At 63.8% G+C, this 24,000-nt stretch carries 24 protein-coding genes; 17 read left to right on the forward strand and 7 right to left on the reverse strand.

Annotated elements, in window-relative coordinates; genetic code table 11:
• The first annotated feature begins 188 nt into the window (after positions 1-188).
• The 3 genes from EKH81_RS06755 to EKH81_RS06765 all read left to right on the forward strand — a co-directional run bounded on the left by EKH81_RS06755 (position 189) and on the right by EKH81_RS06765 (position 2,459).
• On the forward strand, positions 189-1,343 hold the full coding sequence (locus EKH81_RS06755) for an acyl-CoA dehydrogenase family protein (protein ID WP_132057401.1): 1,155 nt from the start codon (positions 189-191) through the stop codon (positions 1,341-1,343).
• Between the two features lie 65 nt (positions 1,344-1,408).
• Entirely contained in the window at positions 1,409-2,047 is a 639-nt protein-coding gene (locus tag EKH81_RS06760; protein WP_132057402.1) for an HAD family hydrolase, read from the forward strand.
• A gap of 106 nt (positions 2,048-2,153) precedes the next feature.
• Positions 2,154-2,459 (forward strand): DUF7565 family protein, encoded by a 306-nt coding sequence (locus EKH81_RS06765; protein ID WP_132057403.1) that lies wholly within the window; start codon positions 2,154-2,156, stop codon positions 2,457-2,459.
• 112 nt (positions 2,460-2,571) lie between these two features.
• On the opposite strand, the gene EKH81_RS06770 is transcribed toward EKH81_RS06765, so the two are convergent.
• Positions 2,572-3,153: a GNAT family N-acetyltransferase gene (locus tag EKH81_RS06770; protein WP_132057404.1), complete on the reverse strand. Its 582-nt coding sequence runs from the start codon at positions 3,151-3,153 to the stop codon at positions 2,572-2,574.
• Positions 3,154-3,258: 105 nt separating this feature from the next.
• On the opposite strand from EKH81_RS06770, the gene EKH81_RS06775 reads away from it, so the two are divergent.
• Positions 3,259-4,941 carry an acyl-CoA mutase large subunit family protein gene (locus tag EKH81_RS06775; protein WP_132057405.1) on the forward strand — a complete coding sequence of 561 codons (1,683 nt, stop codon included), beginning with the start codon at positions 3,259-3,261 and terminating at the stop codon, positions 4,939-4,941.
• Positions 4,942-5,005: 64 nt separating this feature from the next.
• The gene (locus tag EKH81_RS06780; RefSeq protein WP_132057406.1) at positions 5,006-5,521 is read left to right on the forward strand and encodes a hypothetical protein; all 516 of its coding nucleotides are present in this window, start codon (positions 5,006-5,008) and stop codon (positions 5,519-5,521) included.
• Positions 5,522-5,605: 84 nt separating this feature from the next.
• On the opposite strand, the gene EKH81_RS06785 is transcribed toward EKH81_RS06780, so the two are convergent.
• The gene (locus EKH81_RS06785; RefSeq protein ID WP_132057407.1) at positions 5,606-6,721 is read right to left on the reverse strand and encodes an aminotransferase class V-fold PLP-dependent enzyme; all 1,116 of its coding nucleotides are present in this window, start codon (positions 6,719-6,721) and stop codon (positions 5,606-5,608) included.
• A gap of 100 nt (positions 6,722-6,821) precedes the next feature.
• On the opposite strand from EKH81_RS06785, the gene mce reads away from it, so the two are divergent.
• Positions 6,822-7,205 carry a methylmalonyl-CoA epimerase gene (mce, locus tag EKH81_RS06790; protein WP_132057754.1) on the forward strand — a complete coding sequence of 128 codons (384 nt, stop codon included), beginning with the start codon at positions 6,822-6,824 and terminating at the stop codon, positions 7,203-7,205.
• Between the two features lie 73 nt (positions 7,206-7,278).
• Entirely contained in the window at positions 7,279-8,037 is a 759-nt protein-coding gene (locus EKH81_RS06795) for a creatininase family protein (RefSeq protein WP_132057408.1), read from the forward strand.
• A 24-nt stretch (positions 8,038-8,061) separates the two neighbouring features.
• Here EKH81_RS06795 and EKH81_RS06800 read toward each other — a convergent pair whose 3' ends face one another.
• On the reverse strand, positions 8,062-8,703 hold the full coding sequence (locus tag EKH81_RS06800) for a ferredoxin--NADP reductase (RefSeq protein WP_132057409.1): 642 nt from the start codon (positions 8,701-8,703) through the stop codon (positions 8,062-8,064).
• A 167-nt stretch (positions 8,704-8,870) separates the two neighbouring features.
• Between EKH81_RS06800 and EKH81_RS06805 the strand changes: the two genes are divergently transcribed.
• The 3 genes from EKH81_RS06805 to EKH81_RS06815 all read left to right on the forward strand — a co-directional run bounded on the left by EKH81_RS06805 (position 8,871) and on the right by EKH81_RS06815 (position 12,305).
• Positions 8,871-10,631: a 2-oxoacid:acceptor oxidoreductase subunit alpha gene (locus EKH81_RS06805; RefSeq protein ID WP_132057410.1), complete on the forward strand. Its 1,761-nt coding sequence runs from the start codon at positions 8,871-8,873 to the stop codon at positions 10,629-10,631.
• Positions 10,628-11,491, forward strand: a complete 864-nt coding sequence (locus EKH81_RS06810; protein WP_132057411.1) for a 2-oxoacid:ferredoxin oxidoreductase subunit beta — start codon at positions 10,628-10,630, stop codon at positions 11,489-11,491. The genes EKH81_RS06805 and EKH81_RS06810 overlap by 4 nt, the downstream gene beginning before the upstream one ends.
• 394 nt (positions 11,492-11,885) lie before the next feature.
• Positions 11,886-12,305, forward strand: coding sequence for a hypothetical protein (locus EKH81_RS06815; protein WP_132057412.1), 420 nt, complete (start codon positions 11,886-11,888; stop codon positions 12,303-12,305).
• Between the two features lie 83 nt (positions 12,306-12,388).
• On the opposite strand, the gene EKH81_RS06820 is transcribed toward EKH81_RS06815, so the two are convergent.
• Positions 12,389-13,033, reverse strand: a complete 645-nt coding sequence (locus EKH81_RS06820; RefSeq protein ID WP_274380486.1) for a metallophosphoesterase family protein — start codon at positions 13,031-13,033, stop codon at positions 12,389-12,391.
• 184 nt (positions 13,034-13,217) lie between these two features.
• On the opposite strand from EKH81_RS06820, the gene EKH81_RS06825 reads away from it, so the two are divergent.
• The gene (locus tag EKH81_RS06825) at positions 13,218-13,943 is read left to right on the forward strand and encodes a hypothetical protein (RefSeq protein WP_132057414.1); all 726 of its coding nucleotides are present in this window, start codon (positions 13,218-13,220) and stop codon (positions 13,941-13,943) included.
• Positions 13,943-15,121: an inorganic phosphate transporter gene (locus EKH81_RS06830; RefSeq protein ID WP_132057415.1), complete on the forward strand. Its 1,179-nt coding sequence runs from the start codon at positions 13,943-13,945 to the stop codon at positions 15,119-15,121. Before EKH81_RS06825 ends, EKH81_RS06830 begins: the two co-directional genes overlap by 1 nt.
• 106 nt (positions 15,122-15,227) lie before the next feature.
• Here the strand turns inward: EKH81_RS06830 and EKH81_RS06835 are convergent, their stop codons facing one another.
• Positions 15,228-16,193 (reverse strand): transcription initiation factor IIB, encoded by a 966-nt coding sequence (locus EKH81_RS06835; RefSeq protein WP_132057416.1) that lies wholly within the window; start codon positions 16,191-16,193, stop codon positions 15,228-15,230.
• Positions 16,194-16,368: 175 nt separating this feature from the next.
• Here EKH81_RS06835 and rnhA point away from each other — a divergent pair, with 175 nt between their 5' ends.
• A complete protein-coding gene (gene rnhA, locus EKH81_RS06840; RefSeq protein WP_132057417.1) occupies positions 16,369-16,962 on the forward strand; it encodes a ribonuclease HI in 594 nt (197 codons plus the stop codon).
• Entirely contained in the window at positions 16,955-17,500 is a 546-nt protein-coding gene (locus tag EKH81_RS06845; protein ID WP_132057418.1) for a DUF7108 family protein, read from the forward strand. Before rnhA ends, EKH81_RS06845 begins: the two co-directional genes overlap by 8 nt.
• On the opposite strand, the gene EKH81_RS06850 is transcribed toward EKH81_RS06845, so the two are convergent.
• A complete protein-coding gene (locus EKH81_RS06850) occupies positions 17,501-17,857 on the reverse strand; it encodes a PadR family transcriptional regulator (protein WP_132057419.1) in 357 nt (118 codons plus the stop codon). It lies immediately after the preceding gene.
• 223 nt (positions 17,858-18,080) lie between these two features.
• On the opposite strand from EKH81_RS06850, the gene EKH81_RS06855 reads away from it, so the two are divergent.
• From EKH81_RS06855 to EKH81_RS06865, 3 genes are all read left to right on the forward strand, one after another.
• Complete coding sequence (locus tag EKH81_RS06855) at positions 18,081-18,614, forward strand: inorganic diphosphatase (protein WP_132057420.1); 534 nt, start codon at positions 18,081-18,083, stop codon at positions 18,612-18,614.
• Between the two features lie 1,012 nt (positions 18,615-19,626).
• Positions 19,627-20,745 (forward strand): DHH family phosphoesterase, encoded by a 1,119-nt coding sequence (locus tag EKH81_RS06860; RefSeq protein WP_238392135.1) that lies wholly within the window; start codon positions 19,627-19,629, stop codon positions 20,743-20,745.
• Between the two features lie 475 nt (positions 20,746-21,220).
• Positions 21,221-22,564: an alkaline phosphatase family protein gene (locus EKH81_RS06865; protein WP_132057422.1), complete on the forward strand. Its 1,344-nt coding sequence runs from the start codon at positions 21,221-21,223 to the stop codon at positions 22,562-22,564.
• A 294-nt stretch (positions 22,565-22,858) separates the two neighbouring features.
• Here EKH81_RS06865 and EKH81_RS06870 read toward each other — a convergent pair whose 3' ends face one another.
• On the reverse strand, positions 22,859-23,938 hold the full coding sequence (locus EKH81_RS06870; protein WP_132057423.1) for a tubulin/FtsZ family protein: 1,080 nt from the start codon (positions 23,936-23,938) through the stop codon (positions 22,859-22,861).
• Positions 23,939-24,000 lie beyond the last annotated feature (62 nt).

Below are 24,000 nucleotides of genomic sequence, written 5' to 3' on the forward strand. Positions count from 1 at the left end.
AATTTTACAGACTATGACCGATATGCGCCCTATTTTAGCCACGGCTCGTGAAATATATAAATATTCGATTATTTAAATAAGCGACTACCGCCTTGCTCGACGCTCTTCAGAAACCAAAACCAACGTAAAAGCCAACAAACCCCCTCGATAGCCCCCGAACATAACTCCCCACAGTACGTTCACGACGTATGGAACTCCTTTCCGAAGACGTAGTCCCCGAGTACGCACGCGAGGTCAAACACGAGGCCCGCGAGTTCGCCGCCGAACACATCGCACCGAACGCCGAGGAGTGCTTTCGAGAGGCCGAGTACCCGTGGGAGATACTCGAAGCCGGTCGAGACGCCGGACTCGTCGCCCAAGACATCGGCGAGGAGTGGGGCGGCAGAGGCCTCGACGTGGTCGAAATGCTCGCGGTCGCAGAGGAGTGGTTCCGAGCTGACGCTGGCATCGCGCTCTCGCTCCAGCTCGCGAGCTTCGGCGCGGAGATAGTCGAGAAGTACGGCACCGACGAGCAGAAAGAGCAGTACCTCCGCCCCGTCGCGGAGGGCGACCAACTCACCGGCCTCGCGGTCTCGGAACCCGACACGGGGAGCGACCTCTCGGGGATGGAGACCACAGCTAAAAAGGACGACGACGCGGGCGAGTGGGTGCTGAACGGCGAGAAGTACTGGATAGGAAACGGCGTCGAGGGCGACTGGCTCACCGTCTATGCCCGGACCGGAAACGACCCGGACAATCGCTACGGCAATCACTCGCTCTTTATCGTGCCGACCGACGCCGAGGGGTACGACGCAGAGCACATCCCCGAGAAGATGGGGATGCGCGCGAGCAAGCAGGCCCACATCGTCTTCGACGACTGCCGGATTCCAGAGGCGAATCTGGTCGGTTCCGAGGGCGCGGGGTTCATGCTGCTCGCGGAGTTCTTCAACTTCGGTCGCGTCGTGGTCGCGGGCCACGGTCTCGGTCTCGCGGCGGCCGCCATCGAGGAGGCGTGGAGTTTCGTCCACGACCGCGAGGAGTTCGGCCGGACGATTGCCGACTTTCAGGCGGTCCAGCACGGACTCGCCGACATGCGAATCGAGTTCGAGTCCGCCCGCGCGCTGACCTACCGCGCGGCCGAGAAGGTCCGGGACAACGACGACGCCGGACTCTGGGCCGCGATGGCGAAGACGAAGGCGACCGAGACCGCGACCGACTGCGCCGAGCAGGGGATGCAGTTCCACGGCGGGCGCTCGATTCTGACCGACCGGCGAATCGCCCGCGTCTACCGCGACGTTCGCATCCCGGTCGTCTACGAGGGCGCGAACGAGATTCAACGGAACCTCGTGTATCGCCAGTCCTGATACGCCGTCTCTCCGACACTTCGCCAGTCCTGACACTTTTGACCCCTCGGTGTGAACCGGGAGCCATGCGCGCAGTCTTCTTCGACCTCGACGGAACGCTGGTCGAACTCCCCGACGACTTCGCCGACCTGTTCCACGACGCGATGGCCGACGTAGGCGTGAGTACCGACGACGACCATCACGAGTTCTACACCGAGGCCTTTCTCGAGTACTTCGAGGAGTGTCACCCCGAACCCTACCGGGCGGCGATGGCCGACCTCTGCGAGGAGTTCGGCTTCGTCCCCGACTTCGACGAACTGGCAGCGGCGTACGTCGAGACAGAGGTCGCCCGAACCGAACTCCGACCGGGCGCACGGGACGTGCTCTCCGCATTCGACGCGCCCCTCGGCGTCCTCACGAACGGTGCGGAGAACGTCCAGCGCCGCAAACTCGACCACCACGACCTCGCCGACGAGTTCGACGAGGCCGTGGTCTCGGGGGCGGTCGGCGCGGCCAAGCCCGATTCCGACATCTTCGCGGCCGCCGAGGACGCCATCCCCGCGGACGAACACGTCTTCGTGGCCGACGATTTGGAGCGCGACGTGGTGCCCGCGCAGAACGCTGGATTCACCGGCGTCTACGTCGCCGCCGACCCCGAAGACGGCGCGGCCCGCGCGGACGCGACCGTCTCGTCGCTCCGCGAGGTTCCGAACGTCTTGGAGTGAGCGCGGACCGTTCCGAAGTGAGCGTCGAAGGGAGCGTCGAACCGAACGCGTTCGTTCGAAACCGTCGGGCAGAAAGATTTTAGTCCGGGACTGGGACCATCCGCCAATGAGCGACTGGGAGTGCGGCATCGACGGTTGCGGCGAGCGATTCGACAGCGTCGAACAGGCCATCGTCCATCAGACGACCGACCACAAGCGCCGCGAGTGCAAGGTCTGCGGGTCGGTCGTCCCCGACGGCTACTTCGCCATCCGACACGCGTTCGACGAGCACTCGCGCGCGGAGTACGTCCGGGCCTACGGCGCGAGCGCGGCCGAGGTGCGCCACCGCGAGCGCGTCCGGGACGCCATCGAGGACGAGGCCGACCTCCAGCAGGTGGTGAATCGACTCGACGAGGTGACCGGCGGAGTGTGAAAAACCGGTAGCCGCTATCCGAATCGTCCGGAATTATCGGTGGTGAGCGCCGACGCGTCGGCGCTCACCGCCCCGGACCGTATTTTATCTCGTCACCGCCCGGTGCCGTTCGTCACCGCCCGGTGTCGTACTTGTACGTCACTTCGTTCGGGTCGATACCGAAGTCCTCGGGTGACTCCTCGGGTTCGTCGTCGTCCTCGTGGGGTTGGGCGCGCTTGAATCGTTCACGGAGTCGGTCGGGCATCTCGAACTCGTCCACGTCGAGGACCATCCCGACCGCTTCGGGGTCGAGGCGGTCGCGCTTCGTATCGAGGCGCTCGCGGAGTCGTTCGGGAAGGTCGGGGGTCGCCACGCCCTCGAAGCCGAACTGCGCGAGGTAGTCGGTCGCGCTGGTCAGCGAGTACACGTCCTCGAAGCTGTGGTCGCGAGCGTGTTCGACCAGTCGCTCTACGACGTGCGCGCCGACGCCCTGCTCGCGCCACTCGGGCAGGACGCCGATGCTGGTGAGTTCACAGACCTCCCCGTCGTCGGTCTTGTGGATACGGATGCGCCCGAATCCCGCCTTATCGCCCGAGGTCTCGTCGATGGCGACGACGTAGTCTCGCGAGCGGAACGCGGTCTCGTCGAGTTCCATCGCCTCGATGTGGTCCAACAGCCACACCTCCTCTCTGTTTTTCGCGTCCCGGACGTACATAGGTGCCAGTAGGCTTTCGGGGGCTAAAAAGGTGTGGCGGGCCGCCCCCGCGCTTTCGGACCAATCCGCCAATCGTTAAGACCGGCCCGCCCGTCGGTCCACACAATGTTCGACGCCGACGACCTCGAAGAGATACGCGAGGCGCGCGAGGAGTGGGAAGCGGAGACGGTCGGCCCCACGGTCGAGCGGTTCGGCGAGCGCAAGGAGGAGTTCACCACCGACACGGGCGGCCAGCGCGTCGAGCGCATCTACACGCCCGACGACGTGGCGGAGTTGGACTACGGCGAGGATTTGGGCTTCCCGGGCGAGGAACCGTACACGCGCGGGGTGTACTCCACGATGCACCGCGGGCGACTCTGGACCATGCGCCAGTACGCCGGGTTCGGTACGCCCGAGGAGACCAACGAGCGGTTCGAGTACCTCATCGAAAACGGGTCGTCGGGCCTCTCGATGGCGTTCGACCTGCCGACACAGATGGGCTACGACTCGGACGCCGAGATGTCGGCGGGCGAGGTCGGCAAGTCCGGAGTCGCCATCGACTCGCTCGCGGACATGGAGACCGTGTTCGACGGCATTCCGCTCGACGAAGTCTCCACGTCGATGACCATCAACGCGCCCGCCTCCGTCCTGCTGGCGATGTACATCGCGGTGGGCGACAAGCAAGGAGTGGACCGAGAAGAGCTTCGCGGGACCATTCAGAACGACCTCCTGAAGGAGTACGTCGCGCGCAACACCTACATCTATCCGCCCGAACCCTCGATGCGGATTATCACCGACATCTTCGAGTTCTGCGCCGACCAGACGCCGAAGTTCAACACCATCTCCATCTCGGGCTACCACGTCCGGGAGGCGGGCGCGACCGCCGCCCAAGAGGTCGCGTTCACGCTCGGCAACGGCATCGAGTACGTCGAGGCCGCGATGGACGCCGGACTCGACGTGGACGAATTCGCGCCCCAACTCTCGTTCTTCTTCAACGCCCACAACAACGTCCTCGAAGAGGCTTCGAAGTTCCGCGCCGCGCGCCGGATGTGGGCGACCATCATGGAGGAGCGATTCGACGCCGAGAATCCCAAGTCGAAACAGCTCAAATTCCACACCCAGACCGCTGGCTCGACGCTCACCGCCCAGCAGGTGGACAACAATATCGTCCGAGTCGCGTACCAAGCCCTCGCGGCGGTCCTCGGCGGCACCCAGAGCCTCCACACCAACAGCAAGGACGAAGCCCTCGCGCTCCCGACCGAGGACAGCGTCCGCACGGCCCTGCGAACCCAGCAGATTCTCGCACACGAGTCGGGCGCGGCCGACACCATCGACCCCCTCGCGGGAAGCTACTACGTCGAGAGCCTGACCGACGACATCGAGGACGAGGCCTTCGACATCCTCGACACCGTGGACGAGAAGGGCGGGATGCTCCGGGCCATCGAACAGCAGTGGGTCCAGCGCCAGATTCAGGACGTGGCCTACGAGCGCCAGCGCGAAATCGAGGAGGAAGAGCGCATCATCGTCGGCGTCAACGAGTTCGAGGTGGACGAGGAGCCAGAAGTCGATATTCAGGAAGTCACCGAGGAAGAAGAGCAAAAGCAAATCGCGCACCTGAACGACGTGAAGGCCGACCGCGACGACGAGGAAGTCGAGGCGCGACTCGCCGCGCTCCGGGAGGCCGCCGAGGGCGATGAGAACGTGATGCCCTACATCGTGGACGCGGTGAAGGCCTACGCGACTGTCGGTGAGATTTGTAACGTGCTTCGGGAGACGTTTGGAGAATATCAGCCCGGAACGGCAGTGTAGGCGGGGGTCGGTTTGTGGCTCTTTTCAGCAGTCGTTGGTGTGCGGTGTTCGTCCATCTTAGTCCATGACTGACTCGGCGGTTTTGCTAAGTTCGTGGTGCGAACGTGTCGCGAGAATCGAAAAGCAGTTAGTATCCTGCCAGTATCTCGAGATAATGCCCTCCCGGCGAGCAGTCCTCGGTCTGTGTAGTCTCGTCACAGCAAGCGCCTTCAGCGGCTGTTCGACAACGCGAGAGAAACCGAAGAAGGTGGACGTTCTGTTACAGAGTGACGATACCGAGAAGTGGCGGATGACGGTCGCTGTTGAACGTGATACTGGTGAGGAGGTGTTCCGCACGGAGGAAACGATACCTGCTGATGATGGAACACTAGGAGAAGTGCTGATTGAAGACGCGTTTGAGGGTACTTCTAACGACCAATTTACCGTCCGGGCGTGGTTAGATGGAGAATCGGAAGGAACGTTCGACTACGAAATCACGTGCCCAGATGGTAATAGATTCAGTCTCCTCGTCGAACACCAGCCGTATCGTCTCGGCGACGGGGAACCAGTCGATTACGTTGCTGACTGGTGTGCTGAATAGGCTATTTGTATCGTTCAACCCGCGCTCGCAGTGAGCGACGATTACACGGGCAGTCTTAACTAAAACTCGCGTTCTCAGATACTCTCAGATTCTCTCCACCAGCGCATCCACATCGTCCTCCGTGTTAAACACGTGAACTGAAGCCCGAACCACGCCATCAGGATACGGAAGGTCCCGAATCCGAACGCCCTCCTCGGCCAGTCGTTCGACGGTCGCTTCGGGGTCGTCAACCACGAAACTCACCAGTCCGGATTCGTACTCGCGCGGACTCAGCAGGCGGGCCTCGTCCGATTCCTCGATACCGTCCTTGAGTCGGTCGGTCAATCGCTCGATTCGTCCCTCGATGGTGTCGTAGCCGATTTCCTCGATGAGGTGAATCGCCTCTCTGAGTCCGGCGTACGGCACGGGCGAGACCGTCCCGACCTCCAAGCGGTGCGCGCCGGGTTCGTAGGCGTACTCCTCGGCGTTGGGGTCCTCGACGCTCCGGTAGCCGATGTGAGCCGGTTCGAGGTGGTCTTCCGCGCCCGGACTGACGTGGAGGAAGCCCGCGCCGAACGGCCCGAGGAGCCACTTGTGGCCCGCGCCCGCCACGAAGTCCGCGCCCCACTCGGTCACGTCGGTCTCCATCTGGCCGGGGCACTGGACCGCGTCCACGAGAACGAGCGCGCCCGCGTCGTGGGCCATCTCCACGACCTCCGAGACGGGCAGGAGCGTGCCGTGGGTCCACGTCAGCGAACTCAGACAGACCAGTTTGGCGTCCTGTACCGCGTCGGCCATCGCGTCCATGTCGAGACGACCGCCCTCGGTTCCGACGACCTCGGTTTCGACGCCGCGACTCGCGAGGCGCTTCCACGGTAGGATGCCCGACGAGTGTTCGAGGTCGGTCCGGACGACTTTGTCGCCCGCCTCCCAGTCGAGCGCGGCCGCCACGCGGTTGATGCCGTCGGTCGTGCTCTGGGTCAGCGCGATTTCCTCGGGGGTCGCGCCGAGATGGTTTGCGACCGCCTCGCGCGTGCGGTCGAACACCTCGAACGCCGCGGGGTACGCGCCCTCCTCGGCAGGCGCTTCGTACTCGTGGCGCTCCAGACAGCCCTCGCCAGCGCCCACGACGCGGGTCGGACTCGGTCCCGCGGCCCCGGTGTTCATATAAATCGTGCGGTCGAGCGCCGGAATGTCGGCTCTGAGGTCTTCGGGGTTCATGCGGCCTGCCACGGGGTGGCGCGTGATAAACGCTGTCGAAACGGCAGGGTGGGAGCCTCAGACCACCGAAATTATATTCCGACGACTCGACCCGTCGAACATGCGCTTCGACCACGCCGGAATCGCCACCGACGACGCCGACGGACTCGCCGAGTTGTACGCCGACCTGTTCGACGCGCCGGTCGCCCACGACGAGGCGTTCGGCGGCCTGCGGGTCGTCTTCCTCGAACTCGAAAACGGCTACTTCGAACTGCTCGAACCGCTCGAAGACGGCACGATTTCGCGATACCTCGACTCGAACGGCCCGGGTATCCACCACCTCGCGCTCGCGACCGACGACATCGACGGGGCGCTCGACCGGGCGCGCGACCACGGCGTCGAACTCATCGACGACGAACCCCGGCCCGGCGCGTGGGGTCACGACGTGGCCTTCCTCCACCCGAAATCGACCGGCGGCGCGCTAATCGAGTTCGTGGAACACTGAGCCGGTTCCGAGGCTGGCCGTTTGACACCTCCTCCCACAGGCTTAATTGCTCCGGCGCGGACCGACCGAGTGTATGACCGACGAATCATCGGTGCAGTTGGAGGACATGACGTGGACGGACGTCGAAACCGCGCTCGAAGACGGGACGCGAACCGTGGTCGTCCCGGTTGGTTCCATCGAACAGCACGGGCCGCACCTGCCGCTGAAGATGGACACGCTCGCTGGCGAGGCGGTCTGTGCGCGCATCGCCGAAAAGCTCGGCGACGCGCTCGCCGGACCCGCGATTCAGCCCGGCTGTTCGGCCCACCACATGGAGTTTCCCGGCACGATTACGATTTCGCCCGAGACGCTGATGGACACCATCGAGTCGTACTGCCGGTCGCTCGACGACCACGGCTTCGAGTGCATCGCGCTCGTCCCCACTCACGGCGGCAACTTCGGGCCGGTCAACACCGTCGCGCCCGAGGTCGCCCGCGACATCGACGCGACCGTGGTCGCGCTCGCGGACCTCGAAGAGAACATGGCGCTGATGAACGAGGGAATGGCCGAGGCGGGCGTCGAGTACCAAGAGCCGTCGATTCACGCCGGGGCCGCCGAGACCGCGGTCGTGCTGGCGGTCGAACCGGACCTCGTCCGAACCGACCGACTCGAACCCGGCGCGGAGGGCAAAATCTCCGGCACTCGCATGATAAACGAGGGATTCGACGCGGTCACGGAGAACGGCGTCCTCGGCGACCCCCGAGAGGGAACCGCCGAGGCGGGCGAGGCGATAATCGAACGGATGGCGACCGCGTACGCCGAGCAAATCGAAGCCGAGCGCGACATCGACTGAAGGAATCTCGTCCGGGAGCTGTTTTCAGGGCGCGGGACCGAAGTTCTCGGTCTTGGCCTCTGCGGGGTCGAGACCCGCGGCGTCGAGCGCCGCGGTCGCCTCGTCCAAAAACTCCGCGAAGCCGTAGACGAAGACTTGTCCCACGCTGTTGGCGAGCAGGGCGACCACGTCCTCCGCGCTCGCGTCGGTCGTGATGGCGACCGTCGCGCCCGCGCTGGCGAGGTCAGCCAGACGCTCCTCGTGGGCCGGGTCGTCGTCCTGGTAGACGACGGTCACGTCGCCGCCGTCTTCGAGCGCGCGCTCGCCGATGCCGACCGCGGGGCCGACGCCCGGCCCGCCCCCGAGAACGACGACCGACTCCTCGCCTTCGTAGTAAGAGTTGCCGAACGGCCCGGCGACCAGCACGGTCTCGCCGGGTTCGATGCCTGCGAGGTACGGACTGAGCGACCCCTCGGGGTCCACTTCGACCGTCACCTCGAAGGTGTCCTCGGAGTCGGGCGACGAGAGGGTGTAGTGGCGAGTGACGTCCTCGCCCTCGACCGTCGCGCCGACCTGCACGAACTGGCCCGGGCGGGCGTCGAACTCCGGCGGCGTTTCGAGTTCCAGCGCGACCGTATCCGACCCGACCGACCTGACCGAGCGAACCGCGACTTCGGTTCCGTCCATGGGCGAGGTTGCGCCGGAACGACCAAAGACCCTGCGACTCTCGAATCGCGTTTCGACTCGCTCTGAATCCGACGCTCCGACCCGCTCTCGAACCGGACAGAAATCCGGAAATACGAGGGTCGCTTCAGAAGGCTTTTGATTTGGCATCGGCTACCGCACACCTAGGAATGCCAGACGACCTGAACTGGGCCATCGGCGGCGAAGCTGGCGATGGCATCGACTCGACGGGGAAAATCTTCGCGCAAGCGCTCTCGCGCGCGGGCCGACACGTCCTGACTTCGAAGGACTTCGCGTCCCGCATCCGTGGGGGGTACACCGCGTACAAAATCCGCAGTTCGACCGACCGCGTCGAGAGCGTCGTGGACCGTCTCGACATTCTCGTCGCGCTGACAGAGCGAACAATCGACGAGAATCTGGACGAACTCCACGAGGGGAGCGTCATCATCTACGACGGCGAGCGCACCGAGATGCAGGACGTCGAGGTGCCCGAGGGCATGATTGGCCTGTCGGTCCCGCTCAAGACCCTCGCGGAGGAGGCGGGCGGAGCCATCATGCAGAACGTCGTCGCGCTCGGCGCGGCGTGCGAGGTGTCGAACTTCCCGATAGAGAACCTCGACTCCGCGTTGGAGAAGAAGTTCGGGGCCAAAGGCGAGTCCATCGTCGAGAACAACAAGGAGGCCGCCCGGAAGGGTCAGTCGTTCGTCCAGGAGGAGTTCGACCACGAGTTCGACTACGACCTCGACACCACCGACAACGACTACGTCCTGCTCAACGGCGACGAGGCCATCGGCATGGGCGCAATCGCGGCCGGCTGTCGGTTCTACTCGGGCTACCCAATCACGCCCGCGACCGACGTGATGGAGTACCTCACCGGCCGAATCGACCACTTCGGGGGCACCGTGATTCAGGCCGAGGACGAACTCTCGGCCATCAACATGGCGCTCGGCGCGGCCCGCGCCGGAGCGCGCTCGATGACCGCCACGTCCGGTCCGGGCATCGACCTGATGACCGAGACGTTCGGGCTAGTCGCCCAGAGCGAGACGCCGCTGGTCATCTGCGACGTGATGCGTTCGGGTCCCTCGACCGGGATGCCGACCAAGCAGGAGCAGGGCGACCTCAACATGGCCCTCTACGGCGGGCACGGCGAGATTCCGCGGTTCGTGGTCGCGCCGACCACCGTCGCGGAGTGTTTCCACAAGACCGTCGAGGCGTTCAACCTCGCCGAGAAGTACCAGACGCCGGTCTTCCTGGTCTCTGACCTCGCGATGGCCGTCACCGAGCAGACGTTCAGCCCCGAGGAGTTCGACATGGACGCAGTCGAAATCGACCGCGGAAAGGTCGTCGACGAGAACGAAATCGAGGCGTGGACCGACGAGAAGGACCGCTTCCAGCCCCACTTCCCGACCGCTGACGGCGTGAGTCCGCGCGCGTTCCCCGGCACGACCGGTGGCGCGCACATGTCCACCGGTCTCGAACACAACTCGCTCGGTCGCCGGACCGAGGACACCGAGGTTCGCGTCGAGCAGGTGGACAAGCGCAACCGCAAAGTCGAGACCGCGAAGGAGGAGGAAGACTGGTCGCCCCGAGAGTTCGGCGACCCCGAATCGGACAACCTCGTCATCTCGTGGGGGTCGAACGAGGGCGCGATGCAGGAGGCCCTCGACTACCTCGAAGACGACGGCGTGGACGTGCGCTTCCTCTCGGTGCCGTACATCTTCCCGCGACCCGACCTCACCGACGACATCGAGGCCGCCGAGGAGGTCGTCGTGGTCGAGTGTAACGAGACCGGGCAGTTCGCGAATCTGCTCGAACACGACGCGCTGACCCGGGTCAAGCGCGTCAACAAGTACAACGGCATCAGATTCAAGGCCGACGAGCTGGCAGACGACATCAAGGAGAAGCTTCAGGCGGAGGAGGTTACAGCATGAGTTCCGAGGTTCGCTTCACAGACTTCAAATCCGACAAACAGCCGACGTGGTGCCCCGGATGCGGGGACTTCGGCACGATGAACGGCATGATGAAGGCGCTGGCCGAGACCGGCAACAGCCCCGACGACACGTTCGTCGTGGCGGGCATCGGCTGTTCCGGCAAAATCGGCACCTTCATGCACAGCTACGCGCTCCACGGCGTTCACGGCCGCGCGCTCCCGGTGGGAACGGGCGTCAAACTCGCCAACCCCGACCTCGAAGTGATGGTCGCGGGCGGCGACGGCGACGGCTACTCCATCGGCGCGGGCCACTTCGTCCACGCGGTCCGCCGGAACGTGGACATGACCTATGTCGTGATGGACAACCGCATCTACGGCCTGACCAAGGGGCAGGCCTCGCCGACCAGCCGCGAGGACTTCGAGACCTCCACGACGCCCGAGGGACCGAAACAGCCGCCGGTCAACCCCCTCGCGCTCGCGCTGTCTGCGGGCGGGAGCTTCATCGCCCAGTCGTTCTCGACCGACGCCCAGCGCCACGCCGAAATCGTTCGGAAGGCCATCGAACACGACGGCTTCGGCTTCGTGAACGTCTTCAGTCCGTGCGTGACGTTCAACGACGTGGACACCTACGACTACTTCCGTGACTCCATCGTGGACCTCGCAGACGAGGACCACGACCCGACCGACCGGGACGCCGCGAAGGACAAGATTCTCGACGCCGACAAGGAGTATCAGGGCGTCCTCTACCAGAACGAGGAGAGCGTTCCCTACAGCGAACTCCACGGCCTGTCGAGCGACATGACCGAGATTCCGGACGGCGCGCCCGAGGGCGCGATGGACCTCGTTCGAGAGTTCTACTGAGGCGGTTTCGGGCCTCGTTGAACCCCTCACGCTTGGGGCCAAGTCCTATCCCGTTCAGTCACTATTTGACGGTAGGATGGCGCAGGACGACCCAGACCGAATCGGCATTCTGTGTGCGTCGGACCAGCCAGTTTTTGTCGCGGTCGCCGAACGACTCCGAAAATTCGGCTGTACTGTTCGGTTTTTCGACCCTCGGTCCACCATTTCGCGGAATCACCTCGACGGTCTTTCGTTGCTCGTCAACAAGCAAGTCTTCCCGGTCACGCTCCCTGCGCTCGGTCACGCCCGACGAGCGGGAATCCCCCTGTGGAACAATCTCCCTGCGACGATTGCGTTTAGCTCACGCCTTATCTGTCAGCGAGCGCTTGAAGAAGTGGGATTTCGCACGCCGACGGTGACGTTCGAGAAACCCGCGGGGGAGTACGTCGCAAAGGATTACTCCATCTGGAGCGGGGAGCCCGAACTGAACGGCGAGGGGGACTTCTACCAGGAACTAATCTCGACGGAACCGGTCGATTACAAGTATTACGCCGTCGACGACGGGGAGCGCATTCAGACGGCGGGCAGGCGCGTCACCTCGAAGCTGTACGGCCCCAAACGATTCCTCGGCAGGGCACGGGCCAGACCGACACTCACCGCCAGCCTCCGACGCCTCGTCGAACGCGCTGACCTTCGAGGCGTCGGGGTGGATTTCGTCCGGGACGACGAAGGCCGATTCTGGGCCGTCGACCTCAATCTCGCTGCAGGCTATCGGAACACGGGGTTAGAATCCGCCATCTGTGAGTCTATCTGCGCGAGCCTTTCGGACCCGTAATCTACTCGCTGGCAGAGCCACCGAGACGATTTCGCAGTTCGGTTTTCGTCGCCTTTCGACCAACGCTCACGCCGTCGGCGTGACTACGCCGACGGCGTGTCGTGAGCCGTGACTTCGAGCGTTTCCGTATCGAGCGTGTAGTACGACTCCCACACGGGCGCGAGGCCCACGACGCGAGTGTCGCCGAACGTCGATTCGGCGTGCTGGTGGTGGTGGCCGACCAGACAGAGTCGGGGTTCGACCGCGTCGAGCAGTTCGTCGATGTGCGGACACCCCACGTCGTACTCCTCGTCCACGGGGAGTCCGTGGGGCGCTTCGTGGACGAGGAGCACGTCCACATCCTCGATTTGCTTCGCCTGCTCTACGTCGTCGCGGACGAAGTGGCGGCGGCGCTCGCCGTGGAGGTTCGGCCGCGGTCGGTCGTACTGGGTCGGGGCGTAGTTGCCCGACAGCCCCGCGATTCGGAGGCCTTCGACTTCGGCCGCGGTGCTCGCGAGCAGGAAGGCGTTCGTCACGTCCGAACTCTCGACCCGGCCGTATCGGAGCGCGTCGATAGTGTCGAAGTCCTCGTTGTTCCCGCCGATGAAGTAGGTCGGAATCGGGAGGTCGTAGTAGATGAGGTCGCCGAGTTGGAGCGCCACGTCGGCGTCGGCATCCCGATAGGCCGCGAAGAGCGCGCGGCGGTTGTCGGGGTCGTCGGCGTGAGCGTCTCCGAGGACGAGCATCACGTTTCGTTCGTCCGACCGGCAGATAAAACCCCGAGTTCGAAGTCGGCGAACGGTGGTGACGCCGTCTTTGGCAAAGTACTTGAACCGAGAACCGTTCTGTAGAGATACGCATGTATTTTCTAAGACGTGGTGGCCAGCGGAACGCTCCTACAAGTGAACGCTGCGAAGAACTATTCGGAGGCCAATGAATCCGACGCGCGTCGACACGATTGTGGACCTCGCGTACGGCCTGTTGATTGCGATTTCGGTGGGCTTGATAGTCGTCACCGACTACGCAATCGGACTCGCGTTCGGGTTCGGCATCCTGCTGTCGTACCTCCTCCACGTCGTGTGGAAGATGGCGCGATTCGACCCCGAGTGGATGACCACGGTCGTCAAGGAGACGGTCGAGGAAACCGTGGAGGAGACCGTCAACGACACGGTCGAGGAGAAGGTGGGCGAAACTGTCGAGAAGACCGTCGGTGACACCGTCGAGGAGAAAGTGGGCGAGACGGTCGAGAAGACGGTCGGCGAAACCGTGGGCGAGACCGTCGACGAGACGGTCGGCACCGCCGTCGAGGAGAAGGTGAACGAAACCGTCGAGAAGACAGTCGGAGAGACGGTCGAAAAGACGGTCGGCGAAACGGTCGAGAAGACAGTGGGCGAAACCGTCGAAGAGACAGTCGAGGAGACCGTTGGCAAGACGGTGGAAAAGGAAGTCGGCGAAACCGTCGAGCAGAAGGTCAGCGAGACGGTCGAGGAGACCGTCGGGAAGACGGTGGAAAAGGAAGTCGGCGAAACCGTCGAAGAGAAAGTCGGCGAAACGGTCGAGGAGAAGGTCGGCGAAACGGTCGAACAGACGCTGGAGGAGCAACTCGAATCCGCGGAGGACGCTCCCAAGAAAGACGACGCGACGGACGGGAAAGACTGATGGTGGACGTTCTCCTCATCGTCGGCGTCGTCGTCGCGATGTTCGTCGCGTACAACATCGGCGGCGCGACGACCGGGCCAGCCTTCGGTCCCGCGGTCGGCGCGGACGCGATTTCGAAGACGGCCGCCGCGGCGCTGATGGGCCTGTTCTTCTTCATTGGTGCCTGGACAATCGGCCGAAACGTCGTGACGAAACTCGGGAGCGAACTCGTCGTCGATACCGGCGTGTTCACGCCCGAGTCGTCCATCGCGGTGCTGTTTTTCATCGGCATCGCGCTGTTCGTGGGGAACGTCTTCGGCGTGCCCGCCTCGACCTCGATGACGGCCGTCGGGGCTATCGCGGGGTTGGGTCTGGCGGGCGACGCGCTCGACCTCGCCGTGATGGGCGAAATCGTGACGTGGTGGGTCGTCTCGCCCATCGTGGGCTTTTGGGTGTCGCTAATCATCGGCCGATACTTCTACGCGCGACTCAATCGCATGGTCGCAATCGAGCGGAGCGAGGGGCCGTTGCTCGACATCGACCGCTCGGGACTCGTCCCGATTCCGCGCCTCCACCGGACGACCAATCGCCGGGAGGTAGTCGGGACGATTACGGTGGTCGCTATCGGCTGCCTGATGGCGTTTAGCTCCGGCACGTCGAACATCGCGAACGCGGTCGCGCCGCTCGTCGGCAGCGGCGAACTCGCGATGAACCCCGCGATACTCATCGGCTGTGTCGCGGTCGTGGTCGGCGCGTTCACGATTGCGCGCCGGACGCTGGAGACGATGGGGAGCGACATCACCGAACTCCCGCTGACCGCGGCCATCGTCGTCGCCACGGTCAGTTCCACGCTCGTCGTCTTCCTCTCGGCGCTCGGGATTCCCGCGAGCTTCGTCATCATCGCGACGACCTCGATTATCGGACTCGGCTGGGGTCGAGCGACCCGACCGATGACCCTCCCCGAGGCGGTCACCGGCGAAGGCGACTCGCCGGTCTCGGTCAACGCGCTGGCCTCCGACGAAGAGGGCGAGGAACTCCCGCCCATCGGCGAGGAGGACCCCGAGGACGTTCCCCACGCGGGGGCGCTGTTCGACCCCGCGACGACCGCCCGCGTCGTTCTGATGCAGAACGTCGTCCCGGCGATAGCCACGCTCGGCGCGTACCTCACCTTCCGGTTCGTTCCGATATTCGGGTTCTGAGCCGAAGTCGGTCACAATTTGCCGAGCGCGCCGCTCGACGAATCGGGGCGGCCGCGTTCGAGAGGCACACCGGAGAATCGCAGAAGAGTGAGCGAGAACCGCGAGATTAGCTGTGGATACCCATCGCCTCGATCTGCTCCTGATACCGATTTCGGATGGTGACTTCGGTGACCTGCGCGACATCGGCGACCTCGCGCTGGGTCTTCTTCTCGTTACAGAGTAGCGATGCAGCGTAAATCGCGGCCGCGGCGTACCCCGTCGGCGATTTGCCGGACAAGAGGCCTTCCTCGGCCGTGGTTTCGATGATGTCGTTGGCTTTCGTCTGGACCTCTTCGCTGAGTTCGAGTTCGGAACAGAATCGGGGGACGTACTTCTTCGGGTCGACCGGCTTCATCTCCAGTCCGAGTTCCTGAGAGATGTAGCGGTACGTTCGCCCGATTTCCTTGCGTTCGACGCGCGATACCTCCGAGATTTCTTCGAGGCTTCGCGGAATGCCCTCCTTGCGACACGCGGCGTAGAGCGCGCTGGTGGCGACGCCCTCGATTGAACGCCCCCGAATCAGGTCCTCTTTGAGCGCGCGTCGGTAGATGACCGACGCGACCTCGCGGACCGACCGCGGGACGCCGAGCGCGCTCGCCATCCGGTCGATTTCGGACAGCGCGAACTGGAGATTCCGCTCGCCCGCGTCCTTCGTCCGGATGCGCTCTTGCCACTTTCGCAGGCGGTGCATCTGACTCCGCTTCTTCGAAGAAATAGACCGGCCGTAGGCGTCCTTGTCCTTCCAGTCGATAGTCGTGGTCAACCCCTTGTCATGCATGGTCTGGGTCGTCGGCGCTCCCACGCGCGACTTCTGTTGGCGCTCCTGATGGTTGAACGCGCGCCACTCCGGACCCGGGTCTATCTGTTCTTCTTCGACGACCAGACCACAGTCGTCGCACACGAGTTCCGCCCTGTCGGAACTCTTGACGAGGTTATCGGAGTTGCACTCCGGGCACTCCCGTACGCCCTCTTTGGCCTCGTCCCCTTGCTCCGCCTCGGCTTGGCGCTCCCGCTGGCGAGTGGACCGTGTCATCGCACTTTTATAGTAGTACTGCCAACGAACATAAAGCTTTGGCCGGCATTGTATTGTTCTAAATCCAACAGAAGCCGCCGCGAACCGCCTCGGCACGGGAGACGGGCGTTCCCGCCGAATCGCCCGACGAGACCCCATCGGAAAGCGTTTATGCGGGTGACGCGGACGTGACCCCATGCCCGTTATCGAGTGCGACGTGGACGCCGCACGCGAGACACTGCTCGACGCCGGGGCCGATATCTCTGCTGGCGGCTCGGACTACGAGCGGTGGCGCGCGGAGTACGGCGGCGCGGTCGCGGTCGCCTACGACGGAAAAGTCGTCGTGCAGGGGTCGAACCCCCCGGACATCGAAGCGCTCCTGCGCGAGGAGGGCGGCCACGCCTACGTCTACTTCGACGGCGCGAGTCGCGGGAACCCCGGTCCGGCGGCGGTCGGGTGGGTCATCGTCACCAGCGACGGCATCGCTGGCGAGGGGAGCGACCGCATCGGCCGTGCGACCAACAATCAGGCCGAGTACGACGCGCTGATTCGCGCGCTCCGGGCGGCGCGCGACTACGGCTTCGACAGTATCGAAGTGAAAGGCGATTCACAGCTCATCGTCAAGCAGGTCACGGGCGCGTGGAACACCAACGACCCCGAACTCCGCGAGCGCAGAGTGACCGTCCGAGAACTCCTGACCGAGTTCGACGACTGGGAGCTACGCCACGTTCCGCGGGAGATAAACGACCGGGCCGACGAACTCGCGAACGAGGCGCTCGACCATGCCTGACGACGACCTTCCCGAGGACATCGTAGAGCGCGCCGAACGACTCACTCGCCTCGCGCGCGAGGCGGTGGACGACGCGGAGGCCGACGCCTACCGCGCCGAGCGCGACGCCCTGCTCGGCGAACACGACTACACCGCGCGCGTCCGCGAGGACGACGCGAGCGAGACGCTGGTACTCCACCCCGCGGAGTGGACCGCGGACGGGCGGATACAGGTCGAGCGAATCGACGACACGTCCCGCGCGGTCGAAGTGTCGCTGTCCGGACCGGGCGACCCCGACGACTGGGACGCGGTGGACGCACACAACCGCGAGGTTGCGTCGAGGGTCCGCGAAGCCCACGGCGACGTCCACGGCGACAACGCGGCCGCGTTCGCGGACTTCATGGGAAATCACTACGCTCGGCGGGTCGAGTCGGCGACCGACGCGGACGTAACCGAATTTCTGACGGAGTACTTCCCGCGGAACGCGTGGCCGACGAAAAAACAGCGGTCGGTCGTAGGGGAGTCGGTCGAACTCGTGTTCGAAGTCGCCGACGAGTAGTTACTCGTTGTCGGCGACGAGGTCCCGAATCTGCTCGGCGCGGTCGTCGTCGGTGACGAACTTCGAGAGCGTCCACTGGAGGGCATCGACCACGACGGCCAGCCCTTCCTCGGTGAGTTCGTACTGATTCGTCCGCTTGTCGAGTTCGCTCTTCTCGACGTACCCCTTCTCGACCAGCGTATCAAGGTTCGGGTACAGGCGGCCGTGGTTGACTTCCTCGTCGTAGAACGATTCGAGTTCTCGCTTGATGGCGAGACCGTACATCGCCTCCTTCGAGAGGATGGTCAGGATGTTGTGCTGGAACGCAGTGAGGTTGCGTGCGGTACTCGTCTCTGTGAGTGTCTGTGCCTCTGACATAGACTCTGACACCCGCGGATTTGTCACCATGGTATTTAATCTTTCCCAACTCGGTCGGAGTTTCCGGAGTTTATCGTTGATTTGTACCGCGACCCGTCGCGTGTTTTAAATAGGTCTCCAAAAATTACGGCTACCTATCTGTCGATTTTATGGTTTTGGTCGCCGGGCTTTCGGGCGGATGCCGAAAGGACTTTCCCGACTTCGGACCGAATTCAGAGCGCACATGACGAACCTCTGGGAAGACTTGGAGACCGGACCGAACCCACCCGAGGAGATTTACGCGGTCGTGGAGTGTCTCAAGGGCGAGCGGAACAAGTACGAGTACGACAAGGACATTCCGGGCGTGATGCTCGACAGAGTCCTCCACAGCAACGTCCACTACCCGAGCGACTACGGCTTCCTTCCCCAGTCGTACTACGACGACGAGGACCCCTTCGACGTGCTCGTCCTCGTCGAGGACCAGACGTTCCCCGGGTGCGTCATCGAGGCCCGTCCGGTCGCGCTGATGAAGATGGACGACGACGGCGAGCAGGACGACAAGGTCATCGCGGTCCCCATCGAGGACCCCCGGTACGACCACATCGAGGACCTCGAAGACATCCCCCAGCAGACCCGCGACGAGATAGACGAGTTCTTCTCGACCTACAAGAACTTGGAGGAGGGCAAAGAAGTCGAGACGCTAGGCTGGGAGGACAAGCAGGCCGCGAAGGACGCCATCGAACACGCGATGGACCTCTACGAAGAGCAGTTCGCGTAGTTTCGTCGCCCTCGAAAACCCGTTTCTTGGCGGGTCGTTTTTCGTCTCGGCAGACCGCATCGGTAGTGTTTCTATTGGAGCGTTGTGACAGTAAGATAGCACTTGAAGACATGATTTAGCTGTTTCAGGTTCGACGTGGTTGAAGGGGTTCGAAAACGACGAGGTTCGAGGTTTCGACTCTGAAAAATCCGTTCGAGGACGTTGGTTTCTAGCATGGATTCTTTCGAAGGGTCGGATTCAAGAGTACGTCCTGCGTACTCGGCGCTGTGCCGGTGGAGTTACCTCGAATCACCGACCTCTCATCTCTCGACGCGGAGAACTTCAAATCCCAGAACCACAAATTCCTCAACGGAGACACGGAGTATGAACGTCTGGGCCACGAATCGACGCAAGAACTCCATCATCAAATCTCGGTGGTACGGAATCACGATCTCCGGCGTGTTCTCTCCCAATTCCCAACTACTGCTTCACTATGCGATCAGTGTGCTGGGTGGATGCACGCGGTCGTTGGGAAGCATTTCTTCCCTGATGCAAACCATCGAACGGCGATGGTTCTCCTGCGGAAATTGCTTCGAGACAACGGCATCGTACTTGGCGATTGGCCAATAACTCGGACTCGACAAGCGTCTATCCGCTCTCATGAGGTGCGCCGGAAGGTTCCTGAGATTCGGTTAGATACACTCTATAGAACAGACCGACTCTTCCTCGTCTGGCGACTCTACTTCGCAGGTGTACTGCAGTACTCAACTCCAACGCCAGACCGCTAAAAACCGCTACTCGTCGTCGTCCGAGTCGGCGTTCGCTGCCAACGCCTCATACAGGCCGGGGTTGTCACGAACGTCCCGGTCCATGTCGTCCTCAGCATCCCTGTTCAGTCCCATAGTTCAGAGTATGCCTCCTGGCATAATAACGATACCGACTTATATCCCCTCCGTATTCAAAATCTGCCTCCCCCGATAGCTCTCCAAATCACCCCGAAACTATTTGATGCTGGGCCAGACACCCCGAATCGATGGCGCTCGGGTCCCCGTTCGACAGTGTCGAGATGGTAGTGATGGCAGCCACGCTGTTGCTGCTCTCGGGGGGGTTCGTGTTGTACGCCGCACAGTCGGTCAACGGATGGCGGCGCGACCCCGACCCGGACCTCGTGGACGCGCTCAAGAACACGGTCGCGGGCCAGAACCGTGTCGCGCTCGTCGTCCCCGAGGGACCGAGCATCGACGCGCTCGCCGCCGCAGTCGGCCTGCAGGCGCTCTGCAAGGAGTGGGGCGTCACCGCGCGCCTGTTCGCCGAGGGCGCGGTCACGGGCGAGGACAGCAAGACGTTCTCCAACATCTTCGACCTCGAACTCACGGTCATCACCGACGACCCCAAGGAACTCACCGATTGCGACGCCGCAATCGCTGTCGGCGGCGGCGGCGGCGTGCCGCGACTCTCGAACAACCCCCCGGTCGTCGCGGTGATACGCCACCGACCTACCGCCGAGGAGAACATCCTCACCGTCACGCCGACCGACGACGGCGCGACTTCGACCACGGTGGCCCGGCTCCTCCAGCAGGAGCGAGTCGTGCCCGACCAGCGAATCGCGACCGCGCTCCTCCACGGCGTCCGGGCCGGAACCCGAGAGTTCCGCCGGGCGAACGGCCAGCACGACTACGAGGCGGCGGGCTTCCTTCACGCCTACGCCGACCTCGGCCGCATCGAGGACCTCCGCTCGCCGGGCATGAGCGGCGACACCTTCGACGTTATCAGCGACGCAATCGCGAACCGCGAGCGCCGCGCGAGCCTCGCGGTCACGAACGTCGGGTCGGTCCCGGCGGTGTCGGCACTGGAGGAGGCCGCCGACACCATGCTCCGACTGGAGGGCGTCTCGACCGCCGCGGTGTTCGGCATCCACGAGGAGACCATCGTGGTGTCGTGTCGCGCCGAGGACGTGCGGACCAACGCGTTCGACATCCTCGACACCGCGTTCGAGACGAGCGAGACGACCGGCGGCAACACCGACGCCGCGACCGCGCGGGTGCCGCTCGGTCTGTTCGGGCAGGTCGATAACAAGCACGCCGAGACGCTCGACATGCTCATCGACGCGAGTACTCGGAAGGCGCTGTTCGAGTCGTTTGAGAGTTCGTAATAGAATACTCTCGGGACCGGTCCGCTCGGTTCGTCGTTTCGAGAGCGGGCGTTCGCAGTGTGAACGCTAATTGCTCTGGAAAGGATGGCGGCAGTGCGATGCTAATTCCTCTGAAGTAGAACGACCGCAACGCGAACGCTAGCGACTCCCGGTACATATGAGACCGCACAGCACCGCATCCGCCACCGCTGACGCACCGCGCCCCCGTGCCTCCCCGCGTCTGCGTGAGCGAAGCGAACGCAGGCTCGTCGGAGCGTGCTCCGACGGCGTGCACGCTCTCGCTCGCGATGTGCGAGCGAGAGCGCGCGGCGCGTCCCGTGGTCTGACTAGCCTCCGAAACAGCCAGTTCGTCCCGTCCGACCCTCGCGCGGTCGGACGCTCGTGCGCCTCCGGCGCGAATCCTTCATCATCGTTCGTGCCGAAGGCGCTCCTTACGAAAAGAAATTTCATGTAGGGGGTCGTCTTACGAAGCCACATGGGTCTCTTCGACCGACTTCGTGGCGACGACAAGCCCCGCGTTGCTTTCTTCGGTATCGACGGCGTGCCGTACAGTTTTCTCGAAGACCACTTCGACGAGTTCGAGAACCTCGCCGCGCTCGCCGACGAGGGTTCGGCCGGGAAGATAGACAGTATCGTCCCGCCCGAATCCTCGGCGTGCTGGCCCTCCCTCACCACCGGAGTCAATCCCGGGAAGACCGGCGTCTACGGCTTCCAGGACCGCGAAATCGGCTCGTACGACACCTACGTTCCGATGGGTCGAGACGTGCAGGCGACCCGACTCTGGGACCGCGTGCAGGAAGCGGGCCGAGACGCGACGGTGATGAACGTCCCCGTCACCTTCCCGCCACAGCGCAACGTCCAGCGCATGGTTTCGGGGTTCCTCTCGCCCGGCATCGACAAGGGCGCGTACCCGGACGACGTCCGTGAGTATCTCGACTCGACCGACTACCGCATCGACGCCAACGCCAAACTCGGTCACAAAGACGACAAATCGGCGTTCATCGAGAACGCCCACGAGACGCTCGACGCCCGGTACGAGGCGTTCAAACACTACATTCAGGAGGACGACTGGGACCTCTTTTTCGGCGTGTTCATGACCACCGACCGGGTGAACCACTTCCTCTTCAAACATTACGAGGACGACGGCGAGTACAAAGAGGAGTTCGTGGACTTCTACCGGAAGGTGGACCGCTACCTCGGCGAGATTCGGAAGAACCTCCCGGACGACGTGACGATGCTGGTCGCCTCCGACCACGGCTTCACCAGCCTCGACTACGAGTTCTACGCCAACACGTGGCTCGAACAGGAGGGCTGGCTCTCCTTCGAGGACGACGACCACGAGGAACTCGGCGACATCAGCACCGACACCGAAGCCTACTCGCTGATTCCCGGCCGGTTCTACATCAACCTCGAAGGCCGCGAACCCCGCGGGAGCGTCCCCGAGAGCGAGTACGAGGACAAGCGCGCCCAGCTAAAGGAGGCCCTCGAAAATCTCGAAGGCCCCGACGGCAACAAGGTCTGCGAGCGCGTCGTCGAGAAGGAAGACGCGTTCCACGGCGACCACGACGACATCGCGCCCGACCTCGTCGCCATCCCGAACCACGGGTTCGACCTCAAGGCCGGATTCAAGGGCCACGACGACTCGTTCGGCCACGGCCCGCGGAACGGCATGCACAGTTTCGACAACGCGTCGCTGTTCGTGGACGACCCGGACGCGACGATTCTGGACGTGGACCTCTACGACATCGCGCCCACGATTCTCGACCTGATGGAACTGGACTACAACGCGGGCGAGTTCGACGGCGAGAGTCTGGTCTGAGGCGATTCGGGGTCGGCCGAGACGATTCGTTTTTGATTCGTGTTTTCGGACTACGATCTCGGGGGCAACTGACCGCAGAGTCGCTATCACCCGCAACAAGAACGTCCGTTATCTCCGGTACCTGTGAAACCGCACAGCGACCGCGACCGCACCGCGCCCCCGTGCCTCCCCGCGTGCGTCTGCGAGCTCACCGAGCGCGCAGACGCGGCGCATCCTGTCGGCTGGTCAGATAGCTACGTCGTGGTCTGTTCGGTTGGCGAAAGCGGCCGTCTGAGAAGGTCGCACGAAAGCGGACTAAATCAGGTCTTCCAGTTCGTCGTTGTGGAACATCTCGGCCGGGTCTTCGCGGGGTTCCTCGGCCTGCTTGCTCGCCTCCTTCGCGCGCTCCATGAACGCCTCGACCCGAGCGGAGCGCTCGACGCCTCCGAGCAGGATGAGCGCCGCGAGACGACCGCTGTCGAGCGGGAAGTCCCCGCCCCGGACCTGCAGGCTCCCGGTCTCCTCCTCCATCCACTTTCGGGCGCGCTCGACGCCTTTCCGGGGAATCGCGTCCGGTTTCCCGGCTACCACGAGCAGTCCCGAGTCGGCTTCGACGGCGTTCGGGAGGCTGAGATTGCTGAGGAGCGCGCGCCGCGTTATCGAGGTCACGGTGTTGATGTTCTCCTCGGCGTCCTCGCTGGCTTCTGCGCTGGCGAACCCGAGCGTGGCGATGCCGCCCGACCGGAGGGTGTTGATGACCTCGCTCGAATCCACCACGCTCTCGCCGACGCCCTCGACCGCCTCGCCCGAGGCGAACAGCAAACCGACCCGCTGGGCGATGTTCTGATTGATTTTGTCGAACGCCTCGCCCACGCTCTCGCCCGAGGTGTGCCACGCGTCGTTGTCGATGAGGAGGGTCGCGTCGGCTTCCCGAACGAGGGTCATGAGCGAGCGTCCGGCGTTGGCCTGATACATCGCACCCTCGCCCTGTCCGGGGAGGATGCCGAGACCGTACACCGGAATCTGGTAGATGCGATTGAGTTCGCGCGCGAGGACCGGCGCGCCGCCCGACCCGGTGCCGCCGCCGAGACCCGCGACGACGAAGATGGCCTCGGCTTCGGCGGTGATGCGCCCATCTAGGGCGTCCATCACCTCGGTCGCGTCGCTCTGCATCACCTCCGCGCCGAGTTCGTTGTCGCCGCCGACGCCGTGGCCTTTCACTTGCGACTGCCCGATGAGCACCGTTTCGAGGTCGAGTTCCCGGAGGTCGGCCTTCGCGGAGTTGACCGCGAGCGCACCTTTGACCGCCCCGAACCCCATCCGCTGGTCGTACTCGGCAAGCTTCTGGGTTAATTTACCGCCAGCCTGCCCGACACCAATCAGGACGACTTTCATGCACGGTTCCTTTCATTCACGCACAATCAACTTTGCGGCGTGGGGACGACGCGCGATGGTCA

The organism is Halorussus amylolyticus (assembly GCF_004143485.2).
Classification (GTDB): domain Archaea; phylum Halobacteriota; class Halobacteria; order Halobacteriales; family Haladaptataceae; genus Halorussus; species Halorussus amylolyticus.

Coding starts and splice junctions, on each gene's coding strand:
- rnhA (WP_132057417.1), top strand. CDS start 16,369: ATGCCCGTTATCGAGTGCGACGTGGACGCCGCACGCGAGACACTGCTC.
- EKH81_RS06850 (WP_132057419.1), bottom strand. CDS start 17,857: ATGTCAGAGGCACAGACACTCACAGAGACGAGTACCGCACGCAACCTC.
- EKH81_RS06865 (WP_132057422.1), top strand. CDS start 21,221: ATGGGTCTCTTCGACCGACTTCGTGGCGACGACAAGCCCCGCGTTGCT.
- EKH81_RS06760 (WP_132057402.1), top strand. CDS start 1,409: ATGCGCGCAGTCTTCTTCGACCTCGACGGAACGCTGGTCGAACTCCCC.
- EKH81_RS06870 (WP_132057423.1), bottom strand. CDS start 23,938: ATGAAAGTCGTCCTGATTGGTGTCGGGCAGGCTGGCGGTAAATTAACC.
- EKH81_RS06835 (WP_132057416.1), bottom strand. CDS start 16,193: ATGACACGGTCCACTCGCCAGCGGGAGCGCCAAGCCGAGGCGGAGCAA.
- EKH81_RS06770 (WP_132057404.1), bottom strand. CDS start 3,153: ATGTACGTCCGGGACGCGAAAAACAGAGAGGAGGTGTGGCTGTTGGAC.
- EKH81_RS06755 (WP_132057401.1), top strand. CDS start 189: ATGGAACTCCTTTCCGAAGACGTAGTCCCCGAGTACGCACGCGAGGTC.
- EKH81_RS06785 (WP_132057407.1), bottom strand. CDS start 6,721: ATGAACCCCGAAGACCTCAGAGCCGACATTCCGGCGCTCGACCGCACG.
- EKH81_RS06810 (WP_132057411.1), top strand. CDS start 10,628: ATGAGTTCCGAGGTTCGCTTCACAGACTTCAAATCCGACAAACAGCCG.
- EKH81_RS06765 (WP_132057403.1), top strand. CDS start 2,154: ATGAGCGACTGGGAGTGCGGCATCGACGGTTGCGGCGAGCGATTCGAC.
- EKH81_RS06795 (WP_132057408.1), top strand. CDS start 7,279: ATGACCGACGAATCATCGGTGCAGTTGGAGGACATGACGTGGACGGAC.
- mce (WP_132057754.1), top strand. CDS start 6,822: ATGCGCTTCGACCACGCCGGAATCGCCACCGACGACGCCGACGGACTC.
- EKH81_RS06805 (WP_132057410.1), top strand. CDS start 8,871: ATGCCAGACGACCTGAACTGGGCCATCGGCGGCGAAGCTGGCGATGGC.
- EKH81_RS06830 (WP_132057415.1), top strand. CDS start 13,943: ATGGTGGACGTTCTCCTCATCGTCGGCGTCGTCGTCGCGATGTTCGTC.
- EKH81_RS06855 (WP_132057420.1), top strand. CDS start 18,081: ATGACGAACCTCTGGGAAGACTTGGAGACCGGACCGAACCCACCCGAG.
- EKH81_RS06780 (WP_132057406.1), top strand. CDS start 5,006: ATGACTGACTCGGCGGTTTTGCTAAGTTCGTGGTGCGAACGTGTCGCG.
- EKH81_RS06800 (WP_132057409.1), bottom strand. CDS start 8,703: ATGGACGGAACCGAAGTCGCGGTTCGCTCGGTCAGGTCGGTCGGGTCG.
- EKH81_RS06845 (WP_132057418.1), top strand. CDS start 16,955: ATGCCTGACGACGACCTTCCCGAGGACATCGTAGAGCGCGCCGAACGA.
- EKH81_RS06860 (WP_238392135.1), top strand. CDS start 19,627: ATGGCGCTCGGGTCCCCGTTCGACAGTGTCGAGATGGTAGTGATGGCA.
- EKH81_RS06775 (WP_132057405.1), top strand. CDS start 3,259: ATGTTCGACGCCGACGACCTCGAAGAGATACGCGAGGCGCGCGAGGAG.
- EKH81_RS06825 (WP_132057414.1), top strand. CDS start 13,218: ATGAATCCGACGCGCGTCGACACGATTGTGGACCTCGCGTACGGCCTG.